Source organism: Terribacillus halophilus, assembly GCF_900162685.1.
Classification (GTDB): domain Bacteria; phylum Bacillota; class Bacilli; order Bacillales; family Amphibacillaceae; genus Terribacillus; species Terribacillus halophilus_A.
In genome coordinates this window covers 639,738-658,235 of sequence record NZ_LT727828.1, presented here as the reverse complement: position 1 = coordinate 658,235, position 18,498 = coordinate 639,738, and the positions used below count along the sequence as shown (strand labels likewise).

Here is an 18,498-nt window from a genome sequence, read left to right as displayed (position 1 = left end):
GCTGCTCCTCCTTATTGAAATAAAATCTCAAAAATCCGCTGCTTTTGTCTGCTGTCATCTGGCAAGGCTTCTAATATATCTTGTGGAAAATATAATTTATGGTCTGTTCGTTTCTTACCCGAAATCGCTTCTACTATATCCGATTGACGAGATAATTCCTTCAATTTCCCATTTGGAAGCTGCAAGTGAATTGGAAGCCGTTCCTCTTCTTCTCCTGGTCTGTAGAAGTCATACGGCAAGTCCGAAGATGAATCATCAATCAAGTAATATTCAGGATCAATGCCGACTTCATAGAAAAGCTTAGACAACTCTACCATTTCTTTCATATGCAAGAGCGGGTTGAACTCCACATACTTGAAAAGCCTGCGGTTAAGGAATCTTTCACATAAGTCCCTTAGTATATCATCATCTTCCTCCAGCCAAGCTTGGAAATAAAATCCTGTGACGTTCTCATCAAGACGAATATAATCTTCCAGCGTTATATCTCCGTCGAATAAAGAAATAAAATGCTCTGGACGCAATTTAAACGTATAATCACTTAAATAGAGCGCTTTGGCACGGTGCAAGATTTTCGTCAGAATAACCTCCGCGCTGCGCGTAACAGGATGGAAATAAACTTGCCAATACATTTGATACCGGCTCATTATATAATCTTCGACTGCGTGCATCCCGGACTCTTTAATAACAACTTGATCTTCACGCGGCCGCATGACCCGGAGAATACGCTCCATATCAAAATGACCGTAGCTTACGCCAGTGAAATAGGCATCACGCTGCAAATAATCCATTCTGTCTGCATCAATTTGGCTTGAAATAATGCTGACAATCAATTTGTCGTCATACGTTTTATTGATAACTTCGGCTACCTTTTTCGGGAAGCTGGCGCTCACTTTTCGCAGTACATGATTCACACCCGTATTACCAAGAATAATCTTACGGGTGAATTCCTCATGATCCAAGCCGAATACCTTCTCAAAAGAATGAGAGTAAGGTCCGTGCCCTAAATCGTGAAGCAAAGCAGCACAAAGCACCAGCAGGCGCTGTTCCTTTTTCCAATTCAGGCGGTTCTCGAAATTGCCGACAATCCGTCTGACAATCTCATAAACGCCCAGAGAGTGGTTAAAACGGCTGTGTTCAGCACCATGAAACGTCATATAAGAGGTGCCAAGCTGCTTAATCCGGCGCAGGCGCTGGAACTCAGGTGTTGCGATTAAATCCCATACCACCCGGTCGCGGACATGCACATAACGATGCACAGGATCTTTGAAAACTTTCTCTTCCTCTAGCTTTTCATCTCGATACGCCATTTCCTCTGCCTCACTTTATGTCATTGAATCTCGATTATTTTTGTCCAATAGACTTAGTTTATAGAATATCGCTTGTTACGTAAATAACTTAAAGTAATTTTTACTCGTTTCTTGTCTACCCAGTTTTTTGCTATACTATGTATTGGCGTTTTCATGCCATATTGTTGAAAAGGAGCGCGTATGACGTGTTGCATACATTATTTGAATCACCTGAATTCCGCATCATTGACCATTCCAAGGAAGACGGTCCCGATCAGGCAATGGCTTCTTTTGCCATTGATGATGCACTCGCAATATCTGTTGGGGAAGAATTAGCTGTACCAACAGCAAGATTATGGATCCATGACCGGACTATTATGCTCGGTATTCCCGATTCCCAGCTGCCACATATAGAAGAAGGCGTAGCTTATTTAGAGGAACAAGGTTATAAAGCAGTCGTTCGAAATTCAGGAGGACTAGCTGTTCTTTTAGATAAAGGCGTCGTCAATTTATCTTTCATCTTCCCAGATGCAAAGCATATCGGTATACATGATGGCTATCAGGCAATGGTATCCTTCATTCAATACATTTTCCTGGATTTAACAAAGAAAATCGAAGCCTTTGAAGTAGAAGGTTCCTACTGTCCGGGCACCTATGATTTAAGTATAGATGGCCGCAAGTTTGCCGGTATCTCACAGCGCCGTGTCAAGGATGGTTCAGCCGTACAAATCTACCTATGTGTAAACGGCAGCGGTGCTGCGCGTGCCGAAATAGTTCGAGCATTTTACGAGCGAGCAAAACAAACTGCTGAAACCCGCTTCACGTTCCCAGAAGTAGTGCCTGAAACGATGGCATCTTTAGAAGAACTGCTGCATGTCCCGATAACAAGCGAGCAAGTATGTAAACGAATCGTTGAGGGGCTTGCCTCGATCACACGCATTGAACCTTCCGGCAAGATGACCGAGCAAGAAATCCAGTGGCAGCAAGAACGAATGAAGCTCATGCTAAAACGAAATGAAAATTTCCAGCAAAAAAACCGCTAAACCGTTCCCCGGTCAGCGGTTTTTCTCTTTTTCAAGGAAGCTTAATGCATGCTTTACTGTTGAATAGAACGGGATGTCCTGTTCATGGAAATCTACTCGTTGCACACTTTCCATCGCCATCTTCGGATGAAAACCTGTCACAATCAAGCGAGTCCCCATTAACTCAAGTAGCTGATGCAGGCGAAGCACACCATCATGTACACCGCTGTGAAATCGGATGATCCCTTGCAGGTCAATAATGAAGTTTTGCTCTCCGGTCTGCTGCACATGCTCCCCGACTCTCTCCAGTATCTGATTGAGTCTGCGGTCATCAACATCACCAATCAATGGCAAAATCGATGTTGTATCCGTAATTGGTACGATGGGCGTTGACAGCCTTGATACTTCCTCTAAATAATGCGCAACAAGCTCTTCATTGAGCTTTCGTTCAGTTACATCCTTTTGCACCCCGACGAAAAATGTCTTTTTCTTATCATCTAGATAAATTGGATAAATCTCCAGCTCATTCCAAAACATCTCGCCATCTTTGCGGTAATTTTTTAATTCGACAACAACGGGATCTTCTTGCTCTATAGCATTGCGAATGATTGTGACATCATTCTTACTTGTATCTTCACCTTGCAGAAAACGGCAGTTATGGCCAATAATCTCCTCGGATGTATAACCAGTCAGCTCTTCAAAGCCTCTATTCGTATAAATAATCGGATTATCAGGTAGTGAAGGGTCCGTGATTACCACTCCTGCACCTACGTAATCGATAGCATGTTTTACAAATTGATCAGTTACTTCGGATGAATAGCGGAAATCTTTAACCAAAAACACTCACTCCTTTAACCATGTAAACAAAGCCATTTTACTATAGCTAGGTAGAAAATACAAAAGATAGCATTTTGTGTCGATTGATAGATAAACACATTAAAAAAATCCAAACTTATGTGAACTCTTGTTGAGATTCACCATCGTTTGGATTTTTTGAGCACTTCCTAGCAAGCAGTGCTTATTGTACAGATTGTGCAGCAGTGATTAGTGTAAGCTTGTACACGTCTTCTGCGTTACATCCGCGAGATAGGTCGTTTACCGGGGCGTTAAGGCCTTGCAGAATCGGACCTACTGCGTCAAAGTTACCAAGGCGCTGTGCGATTTTGTAACCTATGTTTCCTGCTTCCAGGCTAGGGAATACGAATACATTCGCATCACCTTTAAGTACAGCATCTGGAGCTTTTTTCGCTGCTACAGATGGGACGAAGGCAGCATCGAATTGGAATTCTCCATCTACAACAAGATCAGGATTTTTCTCCTTAGCGATTGCTAGTGCATCGGATACTTTCTCTGTTTCCGGAGATTTCGCGGAACCTTTTGTAGAGAAACTTAGAAGCGCAACTTTAGGATCGATGTCAAACATAGCTGCTGTTTCAGCGCTAGCTACAGCGATTTCTGCAAGATCTTGGCTGTCTGGCGCAATGTTGATTGCACAATCTCCAAATACATAGCGCTCATCGTCTCTTACCATGACGAATGCACCAGATGTTTTTTTGTAACCTGGCTTCGTTTTAATAATTTGAAGCGCTGGGCGAACTGTATCAGCTGTAGAATGAGCCGCTCCGCTAACAAGACCATCTGCTTCGCCAGTGTAAACAAGCATTGTACCGAAGTAGTTTTCATCTTTTAGCATTTTCTTTGCATCTTCTTCCGTTGCTTTGCCTTTGCGGCGTTCTACAAACGCTGCGACTAGTTCATCGAATTTCTCGTAAGTATCTGGGTCGATGATTGTTGCATCATGCAGGTTGATAGACAATTCTTTTGCCTTGCTCTCCACTTGTTCTTTATTACCAATAAGAATCGGTGCAATAATGCCCTCTTCTGCAAGCTTTGCAGCTGCTTCCAAAATACGTTCGTCCAAGCCCTCTGGCAAGACGATCTTTTTATTTTGGCCTGTCACTTTTTCCCGCAATGTTTGAAATAAATCACTCATCTAAAAACCCTCCTAGAATATGTCTGCTTTTCTATAGTAAATCTTTTTGTTTTACTTTTAAAGTCATATAGACCGCCGTTGATTTTTTTAATTAAAATAACCACCTCTATAGATGTTCCCTTTTTTGTCAAAGTATACGCGTTTTACTGTGTTCACTCTTGGTATAATAGAGATAGAACAAGTGAGCACAGACAGGGATGCAGCAAGGCTGTTTGTGTTACACTATATTGAAAATGTGTACGAAAAAAGGAGTGTTTAGGCATGGCAGAAGCAGTAGAAACCATGGACGGCTGGTATTGCCTGCATGATTTCCGTGTAATGGATTGGACAAGCTGGAAACTAGCATCTAATGAAGATCGCCAAGCGGCAATCGAGGAATTTCAGAATTGGATGTCTGATATGGAACAAGTAGAGGAAGCAAATAACGGCAGCCAATTAGTCTACAAGATTATCGGTCACAAAGCTGATATCATGTTTATGATTTTGCGTCCGACAATGGATGAGCTGCAAGAGATTGAAACAGCTTTCGATAAGACGAAGATCGCCTCTTTCATGACAAAGAGCTTCTCTTACTTATCTGTTGTGGAACTTTCTAAATATATGAGCAAACCAGGCGTTGATATTGAACACAAACCAGAAGTACAAGCACGATTGAAACCAATCTTGCCTCGCTGGGATTACATGTGCTTCTACCCGATGGATAAACGTCGGATGAACGATGATAACTGGTATTCTCTAGAAAAAGATGCGCGTTCAAAACTCATGTACGAACATAGTAAAACTGGACGCAAATATGCTGGTCAAATTAAGCAAATTATAACTGGCTCATTCGGATTCGATGATTGGGAATGGGGCGTTACGCTGTTCGCACACGATCCGCTGCCAATAAAAAAACTTGTATATGAAATGCGTTTTGATGAAGTGAGTGCGCGTTACGGCGAGTTCGGTGATTTCTATTTCGGTAATATCATGGAAAAAGATGCCGCTGCAACTTACTTTCATATTTAATGACAAGCTGGACCAATAGGTCTGGCTTTTTTATTTGCACATGTTCTACTCCCCGCTTTGCCTACATACCTTGTAAGAGAACAGGCATGAGTTTATCTGACAAAAGAGGCAAACGGCTGACCTGCCGCATCAGTCGTCTGAGCGCCTTTGAATGAAGAGGATATGGAAAGGGGATTTAAAAAATGAGTAAGAACCAAAACCAAGAGAACCAAACTCCGAGCACTCCGCAATTCCAGGAACAAAACCAGGCTTATTCGTACCCGCAAGTTCCTAACTTCAGCTATCCGTATCGACAGCAGAACCAGCCGTATTATCCACAGCAGCAGCAACAGCCAATACCGCCTACAACAGCAGGCGGCAATATGGGATTCCCGCAAGGCGTTGGAGGAACCGGACTTCCAGTAGAACAGTCTTACATCGAAAACATTTTACGTCTTAACCGTAACAAACTAGCTACTGTTTATATGACTTTTGAAAATAATGACCGCTGGAATGCGAAAATTTTTAAAGGCGTTATTGAAGCTGCTGGACGTGATCACCTTATTCTGCGTGACCCAGAAAATAACCGCCGCTACTTACTATTAATGATTTATCTTGATTATGTAACTTTCGACGAGCCGCTAAATTACGAGTATCCATACGCCAATCAAGGCAATATCGCGACATATCCTCCAAGATGAGAAAAACCCTCTGCCAGCGGCAGAGGGTTTTCTTTATAAGTGTTTCATTGCGGTATAACCGAGCAGAATCCAGCCGATTAAGAACGCGACACCGCCAACTGGTGTAATTAAAGCGAACAACGTAATCCCGCTGACAGCGTATATGTACAGTGTTCCTGAAAACAGCAGAATACCCGCTATGAAGAAACCGCCCGCAGTTGTCAGTGTGCCTGCTTGGATTTTTTGCAGCAATAATGCAACACCAATTATCGCTATCGTGTGAAACATTTGATATTGGACTGCTTTTTCCCACGTAGCAATGGCTTTCTCAGACAATCTGCCCTCCAAACCATGCGCACCAAATGCGCCCAATGCAACAGTAATAAATCCACTGATAGCTCCTATTAGCAATAAAGCCTTCATCATCCTGCTCCTTTATTAAAAATCAAACAATGACTTGCCGTTTGATTCCTCATCATCGTCTTCGAATGTCTTTTTCGGCTGCTGAACCGGCCATTCACCTGTCATCGCTGCCCACTCTGCTGCTGAGGGCTCTGCAGATGGTTCCGACCGTTTAGGTTCAGGCGTCTGTACTTTAGCCGGCGAATCACCTTGCATAAATAGATCACACATAGAACGGACAGCACGTACATGCTCTCGCTGCTTCTGAACATCATCCATATGCAGCGCCCGCTCCAGCTCCTCTTTCATCTGCCGCAGCACTGCCTTTTCACTTAACAAACCGAACACCTCCATCATGTACTTCATTATGCATTATAACAGATTCGCTCGTGAAAAATTAAATGACGAAATCCGCACAATTAACCAGCGTTTTTCACCCAACTAACTTGTAACAAAAAAAGCCCGCCATAGTGGCGAGATTTCTTGTCATTAAAGCGCTTGTTTCAGTATATCTGACCGTTCGGCAACGTATTGTTCATGCATCCATTTGAGAAAGTCGTATTCTGTGGCTGTGGAGGGGCGCTTAAGTTCCTCTTCCACTTGGTCGACAAAGGATAAAAAGCTAATCATTGCTAATTACCTCCTCTGGTTATAGCCTCTGTATTCCATTTTAATGGACAAAGCTGTGCTTGACAATAAGTTTTCGAAATATTCACTACAAATTAACATTCGCCAAATATCTTGTTATTCTTCTGTATTTTGCAAACGAAGCTCCAAATGGCTGATTCGCTGCTTTAATTCATCAACATCCGCTTTTGTCGCCAAACCTAGTTCATTCACTTTCTTTTGCATATTCTCCTGATTCTTTTCGTTCCACTCACTAGATTTCGCTTCTCCTTTTTCGACAAAACGCTGGATCAGATCCTTCGCCTGCTGAGGTGATATCTCTCCTTTTGACACAAGCTCCTTCAATTTAGAATCCAGAACTTCTTTCCCAGTTAAAGCCGCACCAACACCTAAAAGAAACCCTTTGCGTAATAAATCTGCCATATTTATAACCTCCTAGTCTTATTTATGGAACGAAGCATCAGAACATGCTTGATAAATAAAATCAACCACAATCCAAAGAAAACGAATGTAAGGATAAATCCAACGAGTATCAGCCATAGCATATGATGGATAATACCTTGAATGCCTGTGTATACAGATCCAGCAGTCAAAATTAGAAGCAGTATCGTATAGAAGAAATAGAATTGATGCAGTAATTGATTCTTCTGTTTATCCCGCTCCCACCCACGCTGCTTTTCTCCGTCCGTCAGCCAGTCGACAACTGCTCTTGGCAGCGATAAAAATGGACGAAGAGAATTGGTGAGAATACCAGTATAAATTGAACGATGCCGCTTTGATCCCCGCATCCAGCGCAGAATAACGGGCTTTCCCCATTCAACAAGGTCTGCTTGAGGGTATACAGCGGCGACAAGACCAATTGCTAAGGAGACCGCTCTGCCTAAGAACGCAAAGTCTGCTGGCAATTGAATTGGCTGTTCTTTCACAATCGCTTGCAGTTCTTCCATCAGCTGCAGAAAAGAATCTGTGTCTCCAACATCAAGCTGTCCGCCTTTGTACAAATCCACTGTCTTCCGAATGATTCGCTTTACTTTGTCTGTATCAGCGGATGGAAGCAAAAACTCCATCTTGTAAAGTGCTTGAATGACTGCATCATAGTCATCGAGAACAACTCCCTGAATTGCTTCTCGTAAATAGTCTGTATCGGAGGACTTGATTTCTCCTACCATACCAAAATCAAGCAGCACAATCATACCGTCAGGCTGTATCATAATGTTACCGGCATGCGGGTCAGCATGAAACGTGCCACTGTTCAAGAATTGATCTGAAAAGAAATGGAATAGCTTTTGTGCAACTTGCTCACGTGAAATTTTTTGTGCATCCAGATAATCCGTATCCGTCACTTTCCGTCCTTCCACCCAATCCATCACCAGTACTCTTCCTGTACAAAACTCTGGATAGTACGTAGGCACTTTGATATCCGGATTATCTTGCAGTCTTTTCTTAAAATAATTGGCATGCTCTAATTCTTTCCGAAAATCCAGTTCTCGGCTGATAATTGTAACCACTTCCGCGTAGAGCGCCTTCATATCTGACTTCTTCCCGATACTTGTTAACTTCCGAAGCAGAAAGAAAACAATTCGCAGTGCCTTAAAGTCTTGGTGAAAGATCTCTCTAACATTGTGACGTTGTACTTTAACAGCTATTTTTTTGCCATTCTTTAAATAAGCTTCGTATACTTCCCCGATAGAAGCAGATGCTACAGCATGCGGATTAAGATGCTGGATTTCTAATTCATAACGGCTGCCCAGTTCCTTTCGCAATATAGCTTCCGAGTATGTAAATGGTGTTGCTTTCACTCGGTCGACAAGTCCTTCCATCTCCCGAATAAAAACCTTGGGCAGCAAGTCGGCACGCGAGCTGAGGAACTGACCTAGCTTAATCAGTAATCCGCCCATTCTTTCTGCGTTCTTTCGATATTCTTTTGCCTGTTTGGTGAGCAATGCTTCCCATTCCTGTTTATCTTGTTCATCCCACACCCGGCTGTGCAGCAGGTAAAATTTATAAATCTGAAACATAAAACGGATGACCATCCATACGATAGTCAAAATACGGCGGGTGGATCTGACACGCATGGTACACCTCTTTTTCTGACAATTGCCTTCTTTCTTACTATTATAGCGAGTCTTTTCCTTCGTTGTCTATTATTCTGTCAAGGTGTCATAAAACCTAATAATTAAAGATTTATAAATATTTTTTAATAAAACAGTTTATTTTTCCGCGGAAAACGCTTACAATGTTGATATATACGACTGATGATAAATCCAATAAACCTTAACGGAGGTATAGTATGTCTAGCATATCTAAAAATGCTGTTCTGCCCGAAAGACGTCCCGCGGAAGAAGTAAAGTCAACAAAGCAATATCTGTACCCTTCTTACCTGCTTGAAAATCAACTGATGGAGGCGGTCTCCAACGGTAATCTTTCGGAGGCATTGTCCATAATTGAGAGCCTATCCACTTCAGAACGCCCGAAGTATGCCTTTCAGCCGTTACGTTCCGCTAAAAATCAATTAATCAGCATTTGCACGTTGTACACACGAGCTATCCTTAGAGGTGGCGCGTCCCAAGAAGTTGCCTCTAATTTAAACATGACGTACATGCTGGAAATCGAAAACTGTCAGACCGAAGAGGAACTCACAGAGCTAGAGTATGATATGCTCGTCCGTTTTATTGAAGGGCTGAACAGAAGCAGAGCCACGCAGTATTCGAATATCATCAATGAAGCGATTGCATATATCCAGTCTCATATTCTCGAGGACCTTAGTTTGCAGGCAATCAGCTCTCATTGCAATGTGAATCCAAGTTATCTTTCTCATCTGTTTAAGAAAGAAGTTGGTGTATCCACTGTCCAGTTTATTAATCAGAAAAAGATTGAGGAAGCAAAATACTTCCTTCTCCATACAAGTCAGTCCATTGCGGACTTGGCGAAAAAATTCAACTTTTGCAATCAAAGCTATTTCACTGCACAATTTAAGTTTTACACATCAATGACGCCAAAACAATTCAGGGATGCACGCCCAAGCTGAATAAAAAAGTCCGAACTAAGTCAAATTCTGCTTTAGAGTTTGAACATAGTTCGGGCTTTTTTTGATTTCTATATTTTTCTCAGCTCTTATGGACTTTTCAGTTCTATTAACGGCTTCCAAATACGGAGCATCCAGCGCTGCGATAGGATCCACACGATGCTAAAGGTGACAAATAGAAGTCCTAGGACATCGAGTGTATTGCTGACTTCGAACAAGTCTTCCACACGGATATATTGAATAGCGAAGCCATGCAATAGATAGACATATAAGGTACGCTGCCCGTATTTTGTAAATACTGTTTTCTTTGCTGGTATAAGGGACAGCACACTTGCCATCATCGCTGCCGATAGTACATAGACAAGCATTCGAATCAATCCTCCAGATTCGCCAGCACCTATTTCTGTAAAGGATTTTGAGCCTAACAGCCAGCCAGTCGATAGATCAGGAAAGTGATACAATACGACACCTGCAGAAATAAGTACCACACCAGCTCCTATCCGAATCGGCATGCGCCTGAGGACGGCGAGCTGCTCTTTTGTTGCCCAATAGCCAATTAAGAAAAACGGAAAGAAAACGAAAGTGCGGGAAAGACTTAATTCTGACCCGATTGTATCAAGATAACCTGCCAGCACACCGATTAAAACGGCAAGCGGGATGCCAAGGAGCGGTCTTACATACTTGAAGGGAATTAACAGCATGTGCCAGCAAAATAAGCTGAGCAGGAACCATAGTGCCCATTGCGGTATCAATACGGACTGCAGCCAGTCTTCTTTACCAATTGCATAATAGAAGATTGTGTAAATAACCTGGAAAAATAGATACGGAAGCAGCAGCTTTTTCACAAGCTTCTCAATCCCTGCTTTGTGCCCCATTCCTCTGGCAAAGAACCCAGCCAGAAAAATGAAAACAGGCATATGAAAGGTGTAAATCCATGTATAGCTTGTTTGCAGGATTAACATGTCCTGATATGGCTGAATCAAATGTCCAAATACGACGAAGGCAATCATAAGCCATCTTGCATTATCAAAATATACATCACGTTCCATACTTATCGCTTCCTTTTTCCTGCTTGTATGATCTCATCATACGGAGCAAAAGGCAGGAATGCTAGCACTTGCGCTGATTCTTCATCCACTTGTAAGTATGCTGTTAAACCGCTGTTATACCTGCAATCTGTGTGTAATGAAAGGTGCAGAATTATCCAGCTTCCGGCTTCTTTTTTGCTCTCGTTGTCGTTTTTCTCTTGGTCGGCTTTTTCGTTGTCGCCGGTTTATCTTTTTTCGCCTTATCCAATGAAGCTTGTAAAGCATCCATCAAATTCGTTACATTGCTTGGCTGCTTTTTCGCTGTCGGAATATGGACTTCTTCATGATCTCGCTTAGATTGGATCAAATCGAGTAAAGCTTCGCGATAATCATCGTTGTATTTTTCAGGATCAAAGGTTGCTGTCAGTTGTTCAATAAGCAGCTTGGCCGTTTTTAGCTCTTTGTCGGCAACGGAATCTTCGGCCGGAATGTTCGGTACATCTGCTACATCTCGCACCTCATCCGGATAGTGAATTGTTTCTACAACTAGTACATTTTTGTATACGCGAATAACAGCCAGCTGTTGTTTGGAACGTATAACCATAGAGGCAACACCAATTCTCCCCGTCTCCTCCAGCGCTTTACGGAGTAAGCTGTACGCTTTCGTGCCACCTTCATTTGGAGATAAATAATAGCAGCGCTCAAAATAAATTGGGTCGATTTCCTCCAGACTGACAAAATCAACTATTTCCACTGCCTTATCTTCCTGCTCTTTCTGCAAAGCCTGGAGTTCCTCTTCATCCAGCACAACAAATTTATTTTTCGTGTATTCGTAGGCTTTCACAATATCGTCTGTTCCCAGTTCTTTCTCGCAATGCGGACAGACTTTTTCATATTTGACCGGCGTCTTACACGCTTTATGCAGCTGCCGCAATTTCACATCTTTATTCTCCGTAGCAGCATGCATTTTGACGGGAATATTCACAAGCCCAAAGCTGATGGTTCCTTTCCACATCGTGTGCATGTTCTGTTTCCTCCTTTTTTGGCTAGTTTGTGCGATTGCAGCATGTTTAATTCTGTGACAATGTTCTCAAACTAGAACAAGAAAAGGAGCGCGATACTATGCAGGTTATGAAGCCGATTTACCGGGACACCTATCCTGTTGGCGAGGAATGGATTTATGAAGTGAAATATGATGGGTTTCGAGCTGTGTTAACAGTCACAGATGATCACATCTGTCTGACAAGTAAAAATGGTGTTGACTTAACTGCCCAGTTCCCAGAGGTGATTTCGTACTGTAAGCAGCAAAAACAGCTAGTTCAGAAACATATTCCCTTCTCCATTGATGGGGAACTTATTATACCGAAAAACAAACTTAGTGGTGATTTCGGCTTACTGCAGACACGCGGAAGAATGAAAGCGGCGGATCGTATTCAGCAAACCGCATCCAAACGCCCTGCCGTTTACATGGCATTTGATTTACTTACCGACAGCGGAAAGAGACAGGAGAAGCGCCGACTATCATCGCGGAAACAAGCACTTCAGGAACTAATCGAGCTTTTTAATGCGTACCCAGCGGCTATCCGCTATGTTGACTATTCACAAAATCCAGAAACGTTATTACATGATGTTGTGCTGCATCAAGGAGAAGGAATTATAGCAAAGCGATCTGCCAGTACGTACAAAACAGGAAAACAACATCATGACTGGTACAAAATCAAGAATTGGCGGACCATTTCAGCGGTACTGACAGCCTACGATACAGTAAATGACTATTTCCATGCACAGCTGGCTGATGATGAAGGCAGGTTTGTACCAGTCGGAAAATGTAAACATGGGCTTGAAGATAAAGAGCGGAACACACTGACCGCATTTTTTAAAGAAAACGGAAAAGCAGTGAACAATCTCCTCACCCTCCCGCCAGCGATTTGTGCAAAAATTCATTGTTTAGGACAGTCAGATGAAGAATTACGTGAGCCTCGTTTTCAAGGCTTGTCCCCGCAAACTACTGCTTCTGACTGTACTGTTCAGCAAGCCTTTCTAGACTTGGCGCAGTTCCCGGAATCGGTGGAATTGAGCAAACTGGATAAGCTATATTGGGAGCAAGCTAGCATAGAGAAGCTGCGTTACCTTTTGTATATCCGGACGGTTGCTCCTTTTATGCTTCCCCATATGGTGAATCGAGAGCTGACCGTTATCCGCTGCCCAGATGGCGTAGAAGCAGATTTTTTTTATCAAAAGCACAGGCCGGAGTACGCTCCAGACTTCATTCCTAATTCAAAAACACTGCAGTGTCCTGATTTGCAGAGCTTAATTTGGTTCGCCAACCACGGCAGTATTGAGTTTCATGCACCTTTTCATTATATCGAGGCGGACTATCCGTGCGAGATTGCGATTGACTTAGATCCACCTACGGATGATGCACTTCCTTTGGCTATTAAAGCTGCTAATTTGCTGAAAGAGTGGCTCGATCAAATGGAACTGTATACGTTTATTAAAACGTCAGGAAGCAGCGGCCTGCAGCTGTTTATCCCGCTGCCTGAAAAACAGCTCTCCTATGAAGAGGCTGGCACTTTTACAGAAGCACTGGCCAGATTGCTCGTACAGCAGCATCCAGATCTTTTCACCATCGAAAGAATGAAAAAGAACCGCCATGAGCGATTGTATATTGACTATGTTCAATTCGGAAAAGGTAAAACACTTCCTGTCCCATACACTGCTAGAAAACGCAGCGGCGGAACCGTTAGCGCCCCTTTATTTTGGGAAGAAGTGAAAGAAGGTTTAACACTGAAAGACTTTACTATATATACTGTTCCGGAGCGGATACGGCAAAAAGGCTGTCCCTTCACCTCCTATGAAGAAGTGCGGAACAGCCAAAAGCTTGATTCTATCTTGCAGTTGGTATGATTATTTAAATTCGAATGCCCAGGCACCTTTGCGGAATACTGCTACAACTGTGCCGTCTTCTTTCACGCCGTCAATGTCCAAATCGGCAGACCCAATCATAAAGTCTTCATGCATGATGCTGTCATTCACTCCCGCAGCGTCCAGCTCAGCTGCTGTCATGTCATTGCCACCTTCGATACAAGTTGGATAAGCTTTTCCTAAAGCAAGGTGGCAGGACGCATTCTCATCAAACAGTGTATTGTAGAAGATTAAGCCAGATTGTGAAACTGGTGATTTATGCGGTACTAATGCTACTTCACCAAGACGTTTCGCACCAGCGTCCGCTTCGAGAAGGTTTTTCAGTGCAACTTGGCCTTTTTTCGCTTTGTAATCCACAACTTCACCATCTTTAAAAGTCAGTTCGAAGTCTTCAATCAGCTGGCCATTAAAGTTGTATGGAAGTGTACTGGATACGGTACCATTAACACCATTTTTATGCGGCATCGTAAAGACTTCCTCTGTAGGGATGTTGGCATTAAAATCAACACCTGCTTCTGTTGGACCCGAACCACCGCTCCAAATATGGCCTTTCGGAAGCTCAATTGACAGATCCGTTCCTTTTGCTTTATAAATTAGTTTTGAAAACTGCTGTTTATTTAAATAATTCGCTGCTATATGAAGCTGTGCGTTGTGTGCCTTCCAAGCAGCATTGGGATCTTCATTTCCAGTCACACGGCTGATGCGCAAGATTTCTTCCATCATGGCTTCCTGTGCTTCTTCAACAGGTTTATCCGGAAATACTTTTTTGGACCAAGCTACAGTTGGGTACGCAACAATGGACCATTGCATTTTATCTTTCATCATAAATTCACGATATGGCGTCAGGCCTTTACCAGCTGATTTCATGTAGGCAGAAACCTTTTCACCATCCACTTTTTCCAAAAGATCTGGATTCTCTCCTATGATGTTCAAAACAGCGTAATTATCTTTTACCATTTCATTTCGTCCGTGGAATTTCCAAGCTGGCACATTCTCTAGCGCTTCTAGTGGGGCATGCGTATAGCGCTGCACGACTAGCTCTTCATCAATCCACTCTGTATGTACATCTTTAGCTCCTGCTTTGTATGCTTCTTCGGATACCATCCGGACAAATCGAACAGCTTCTATCGGTGCAACAAGCAGCAAACCTTGTCCTTCTTGCAGATTGACTCCTGTCTGGATAGCCAGTTCAGCAAATTGCTGCAATTGTTCTTCGAATTTCTTCATGTTTATCCCTCCAATAACATTTATATCAGTTCATTATACCTTTAAATTAGAATATTCACGAAACATAACATTGGAGAAATATACTTCTGCAAGGATATGAGGTTCTTTTCGATGATAGCAACTCAAATAAAAAAATCTGAACTTGAGAGAATTCCTGATTCTCATCACCGTTCAGATTTTTGTTAGCTGAGGACTAGCATCCCAGTTTATTTATTTGTCAGTGCTTGCTCCAGCGTTTCGATATTGTTATTCATAAGACTAAAATAATCTTCCCCTTCATTAGCTTCTTCTTCAGTAATTGTCTCCAGATTATGAATACGCAACACATCTGCATCAATTTCATCTTGTACAATCGATGCTACTTTCGGGGATACATTTTGCTCAAATAAAACATAATTTAGCTTGTTATCTTCTGCTGTATGAATGATATTCTCTAGTTTTTGCTGAGAAGGTTCATTGGTAGGAGACAATCCAGTAATGGCGATCTGTTCAATACCATAACTGTCTTCCCAATACCCGTAAGCAGCATGAGAAACAATGATTTTCTTATTTTTCTTGCCTTCGACAGCTTGCTGGAACTTCTGATCAAGTTCGTCCAGTTTTTGTGCTACTTCTGTATAGTTTTCTTCGTAAGCCGCTTTGTTGTCTGAATCCAGCTCGACAAGTGTATTTTTTATATTTTCGGCCATTTGTTTTGTGCGCTCTGGATCAAGCCAGTAATGCGGGTCGATGCTGCCATGATCATGATCGTGTTCTTCTTCTGTTGCTTCATCCTCATGGCTGTGGTCATGCTCTTCTTCCGCTGCTTCATCTTCATGGCTATGATCGTGTTCTTCTTCTGCTGCTTCATCCTCATGGCTATGATCGTGTTCTTCACCAAATGGCAATAAGTTAATATCTCCCGCCAACTGCTTAATTGTTACATCTTCATCGCCAATTGCATCAGCTATTGTTCCAGCATACGTTTCCAGCTCGTCACTGGAATAAAGAAATGCATTAGCTTTCGCGATGTCAACAATCTGATTGGATGTTGGTTCAAAGCTGTGTGCATCACTTCCCGGTGGAAGCACAGACTCAACTTCTACTTGGTCGCCGCCGATTTGCTCCGTGAAATATTGAATTGGATAAATAGTTGTGTAAATTTTCATCTTACCATCTTCCGTGCTGTCTTGACTGCCGCCGTTCGAGCAAGCTGCAAGTAAAACAAGCAGGAGAGTGGTACTAATAGCAAATAATGATTTCTTTAACATAATAATCCTCCCGTTGGATGATAAACTCTATTGGGATTATATCGTAACCATTACTATTTGTAAACAGTAATGGTTACGTTTCTTCATAAAAAAACTGCCCATCAATAGATTATTGACAGGCAGGACAAACGCCATACACTTCAAAATTATGATTTTCTATCGTATAACCACCCGGCAGCACGGTCTGCACATCAGCTATCGGACAGACATCAATTGCTTTTGTTATGCCGCACTGCTTACAGATAAAGTGGTGATGGTGCCCCTCCACATTGCAGTGGTAACGGAAATGCTTATCTCCGTCAATTGTTGTCATCTCTAGAATACCGAGCTCAGCCATTGTATATAAATTGCGGTATACAGTATCGTAACTGGCACTTGGAAAATCTTCTCGAAAGTCCTTCCAAAGATCATTTACCGCGGAATACTGGGACCGTTTCTGAAAAATATCCAACAGTTTTTCGCGCTGCTTTGTCTGTTTAAAGCCATTCTCTTTCAGAATATGCATCGCACGTTCACTATTCATACGCTTTCCGTCCTTTATTATAAAGTAAAGCTTTGTCAGGAAGTTTATTCGATGTTTAAATCAGCTTCCAGACTCACTTCCACATTTCCTTTTATTGCTCTTGTAATCATACAACTTTCTTCTGCTTTCACGGCCAGTCTTTCCAGCATCTGAAATTGCTTATCTGTAGCTTCTGCTTTTAAATAGACAGTCGGCCGGTGAATGATCCGTTTATAGGTTATAACTCCATTCGTTTCGTCAACAATGCCCTCTGACTCCAATTTCATTGAAGAAAGCGGCAAGTCAGCTCGTTCTATCATCGCCGCCAAGGTAATGACATAGCAAGTGGCTGCTGCACCAAGCAGCATTTCGTCCGGGTTTGTACCAATGCCAGGTCCACCCATTTCAGGCGGAATACTAATTTCCGTCTTTAGATTTCCTGCTTCTATTGTACCAGAGCTGTTTCTTCCTCCTGGCCAAGCTGCTGCTAAGTGAAAATGATGTTCTGACATGGTCTGCATCCCTTTCTTTATCTTCTCTTTCTTTTATTTTAACGCTTCTATGGTAGAAAAACAAAATGTCTGATTAAAAAACCCTTCTGCAAAAATTAGCAGAAGGGTTTGCTGTTTCATTATTCTGTTCCCTCAGTTGAATCCTCGTGCTTGCGCTCCACTTTGTTTTTACCGGAGACAATCCAGCCGATAACTGCAATCGCAACAAGCACACCATAGAAGATGAGCTTCCATATAGTCGAGTGTGCGAAGTCATGCGGCAAGACCCCTAGGGAATCGTGGGAAAGCGTACTAACAACTAACTTCACACCTACCCAGCCGACGATGATAAATGCGGCAACTTCCAAAGCTGGTCGCGTATGAAGCAGGTCCACAAATACATTTGCTGCAAAACGCATGATAATGATACCAATCATACCGCCAGCTAAAACAACTGCGAACTGCCCAGTATCCAAGCTGCCAACGTTCCCCCATCCTGTTGGAGGAAGAGCTACTGCAAGTGCTACAGCGGCAAGAATGGAATCGACCGCGAACGCTAAATCAGCAAGCTCTACTTTGAGAACAGTCATCCAGAAGCCACTTTCCTTTTTTGGCTTCTTATTAGCGACATCATCGTTCTTCGCGCTGAATTTATCATACAAGTTCTTGATAGAAATAAATAACAGATACGCTGCACCAATCGCCTGTACCTGCCATACATCAACAAGGAAGGAAATGACGAATAGAGAGGCAAAGCGAAGTACAAATGCTCCTACTAGTCCGTAAAATAGTGCCTTCTTTCGTTGTTCTTCAGGCAAATGTCTTACCATGATTGCAAGTACTAATGCGTTATCTGCGGCTAGAATTCCTTCAAGCCCGACAAGGACAATCAGCACCCATCCGTACTCAAATAGTAATTGTGCATCCATGTGGTTACGCTCCTTTTAAGTTTAGTATGCGATTCTTTTTGCAATCGTACCCCTTCTCGGCTAAGGCGTAACACTTTTTTCATAAAAAAAGCGAGACCTTTACCAAGAAGGTAAAGGTCTCGCT

The 18,498-nt window shown here is 42.6% G+C and carries 20 protein-coding genes; 5 read left to right on the top strand and 15 right to left on the bottom strand.

Annotated features, from left to right (window positions below):
* Nucleotides 1-11: 11 nt before the first annotated feature.
* Nucleotides 12-1,307, bottom strand: coding sequence for an HD domain-containing protein (locus B1K52_RS07965; protein ID WP_077307060.1), 1,296 nt, complete (start codon nucleotides 1,305-1,307; stop codon nucleotides 12-14).
* 185 nt (nucleotides 1,308-1,492) lie between these two features.
* On the opposite strand from B1K52_RS07965, the gene B1K52_RS07960 reads away from it, so the two are divergent.
* Complete coding sequence (locus B1K52_RS07960; RefSeq protein ID WP_256855871.1) at nucleotides 1,493-2,329, top strand: lipoate--protein ligase family protein; 837 nt, start codon at nucleotides 1,493-1,495, stop codon at nucleotides 2,327-2,329.
* A 12-nt stretch (nucleotides 2,330-2,341) separates the two neighbouring features.
* Here the strand turns inward: B1K52_RS07960 and B1K52_RS07955 are convergent, their stop codons facing one another.
* Together B1K52_RS07955 and pta are read right to left on the bottom strand one after the other, a co-directional pair.
* A complete protein-coding gene (locus tag B1K52_RS07955) occupies nucleotides 2,342-3,145 on the bottom strand; it encodes a YtvA family blue-light photoreceptor (RefSeq protein WP_077307056.1) in 804 nt (267 codons plus the stop codon).
* A gap of 181 nt (nucleotides 3,146-3,326) precedes the next feature.
* Nucleotides 3,327-4,301 (bottom strand): phosphate acetyltransferase, encoded by a 975-nt coding sequence (gene pta, locus B1K52_RS07950; RefSeq protein ID WP_077307054.1) that lies wholly within the window; start codon nucleotides 4,299-4,301, stop codon nucleotides 3,327-3,329.
* A gap of 261 nt (nucleotides 4,302-4,562) precedes the next feature.
* Here pta and hemQ point away from each other — a divergent pair, with 261 nt between their 5' ends.
* Nucleotides 4,563-5,309: a hydrogen peroxide-dependent heme synthase gene (gene hemQ, locus B1K52_RS07945; protein ID WP_077307052.1), complete on the top strand. Its 747-nt coding sequence runs from the start codon at nucleotides 4,563-4,565 to the stop codon at nucleotides 5,307-5,309.
* A 182-nt stretch (nucleotides 5,310-5,491) separates the two neighbouring features.
* On the top strand, nucleotides 5,492-5,989 hold the full coding sequence (gene gerQ, locus B1K52_RS07940; protein ID WP_077307050.1) for a spore coat protein GerQ: 498 nt from the start codon (nucleotides 5,492-5,494) through the stop codon (nucleotides 5,987-5,989).
* Nucleotides 5,990-6,022: 33 nt separating this feature from the next.
* Here gerQ and B1K52_RS07935 read toward each other — a convergent pair whose 3' ends face one another.
* The 5 genes from B1K52_RS07935 to B1K52_RS07920 form a co-directional block, all read right to left on the bottom strand.
* Nucleotides 6,023-6,391 carry a DUF423 domain-containing protein gene (locus tag B1K52_RS07935; protein ID WP_077307048.1) on the bottom strand — a complete coding sequence of 123 codons (369 nt, stop codon included), beginning with the start codon at nucleotides 6,389-6,391 and terminating at the stop codon, nucleotides 6,023-6,025.
* A gap of 15 nt (nucleotides 6,392-6,406) precedes the next feature.
* Nucleotides 6,407-6,709, bottom strand: a complete 303-nt coding sequence (locus tag B1K52_RS07930) for a YwdI family protein (protein WP_077307046.1) — start codon at nucleotides 6,707-6,709, stop codon at nucleotides 6,407-6,409.
* A 150-nt stretch (nucleotides 6,710-6,859) separates the two neighbouring features.
* Complete coding sequence (locus B1K52_RS17925; protein WP_179106500.1) at nucleotides 6,860-7,000, bottom strand: hypothetical protein; 141 nt, start codon at nucleotides 6,998-7,000, stop codon at nucleotides 6,860-6,862.
* 114 nt (nucleotides 7,001-7,114) lie between these two features.
* Entirely contained in the window at nucleotides 7,115-7,420 is a 306-nt protein-coding gene (locus B1K52_RS07925) for a phasin family protein (protein WP_077307044.1), read from the bottom strand.
* 2 nt (nucleotides 7,421-7,422) lie between these two features.
* Nucleotides 7,423-9,072, bottom strand: a complete 1,650-nt coding sequence (locus B1K52_RS07920) for an ABC1 kinase family protein (RefSeq protein ID WP_077307042.1) — start codon at nucleotides 9,070-9,072, stop codon at nucleotides 7,423-7,425.
* Between the two features lie 215 nt (nucleotides 9,073-9,287).
* Here B1K52_RS07920 and B1K52_RS07915 point away from each other — a divergent pair, with 215 nt between their 5' ends.
* Nucleotides 9,288-10,025, top strand: a complete 738-nt coding sequence (locus tag B1K52_RS07915; RefSeq protein ID WP_077307040.1) for an AraC family transcriptional regulator — start codon at nucleotides 9,288-9,290, stop codon at nucleotides 10,023-10,025.
* An 86-nt stretch (nucleotides 10,026-10,111) separates the two neighbouring features.
* On the opposite strand, the gene B1K52_RS07910 is transcribed toward B1K52_RS07915, so the two are convergent.
* Entirely contained in the window at nucleotides 10,112-11,071 is a 960-nt protein-coding gene (locus B1K52_RS07910) for an acyltransferase family protein (protein WP_077307037.1), read from the bottom strand.
* 151 nt (nucleotides 11,072-11,222) lie between these two features.
* Entirely contained in the window at nucleotides 11,223-12,074 is an 852-nt protein-coding gene (ku, locus tag B1K52_RS07905) for a non-homologous end joining protein Ku (RefSeq protein WP_077307035.1), read from the bottom strand.
* A 98-nt stretch (nucleotides 12,075-12,172) separates the two neighbouring features.
* Here ku and ligD point away from each other — a divergent pair, with 98 nt between their 5' ends.
* Nucleotides 12,173-13,957 carry a DNA ligase D gene (gene ligD / locus B1K52_RS07900; protein WP_077307033.1) on the top strand — a complete coding sequence of 595 codons (1,785 nt, stop codon included), beginning with the start codon at nucleotides 12,173-12,175 and terminating at the stop codon, nucleotides 13,955-13,957.
* Here ligD and B1K52_RS07895 read toward each other — a convergent pair whose 3' ends face one another.
* The 5 genes from B1K52_RS07895 to B1K52_RS07875 all read right to left on the bottom strand — a co-directional run bounded on the left by B1K52_RS07895 (nucleotide 13,958) and on the right by B1K52_RS07875 (nucleotide 18,374).
* Nucleotides 13,958-15,202, bottom strand: coding sequence for an aminopeptidase (locus tag B1K52_RS07895; protein ID WP_077307031.1), 1,245 nt, complete (start codon nucleotides 15,200-15,202; stop codon nucleotides 13,958-13,960).
* Between the two features lie 206 nt (nucleotides 15,203-15,408).
* Nucleotides 15,409-16,452 carry a metal ABC transporter solute-binding protein, Zn/Mn family gene (locus B1K52_RS07890; RefSeq protein ID WP_077307029.1) on the bottom strand — a complete coding sequence of 348 codons (1,044 nt, stop codon included), beginning with the start codon at nucleotides 16,450-16,452 and terminating at the stop codon, nucleotides 15,409-15,411.
* A gap of 109 nt (nucleotides 16,453-16,561) precedes the next feature.
* On the bottom strand, nucleotides 16,562-16,975 hold the full coding sequence (locus B1K52_RS07885) for a Fur family transcriptional regulator (RefSeq protein ID WP_077307027.1): 414 nt from the start codon (nucleotides 16,973-16,975) through the stop codon (nucleotides 16,562-16,564).
* A gap of 44 nt (nucleotides 16,976-17,019) precedes the next feature.
* Complete coding sequence (locus B1K52_RS07880; RefSeq protein ID WP_077307025.1) at nucleotides 17,020-17,466, bottom strand: OsmC family protein; 447 nt, start codon at nucleotides 17,464-17,466, stop codon at nucleotides 17,020-17,022.
* 119 nt (nucleotides 17,467-17,585) lie between these two features.
* Entirely contained in the window at nucleotides 17,586-18,374 is a 789-nt protein-coding gene (locus tag B1K52_RS07875; protein WP_077307023.1) for a TerC family protein, read from the bottom strand.
* Nucleotides 18,375-18,498: the final 124 nt, after the last annotated feature.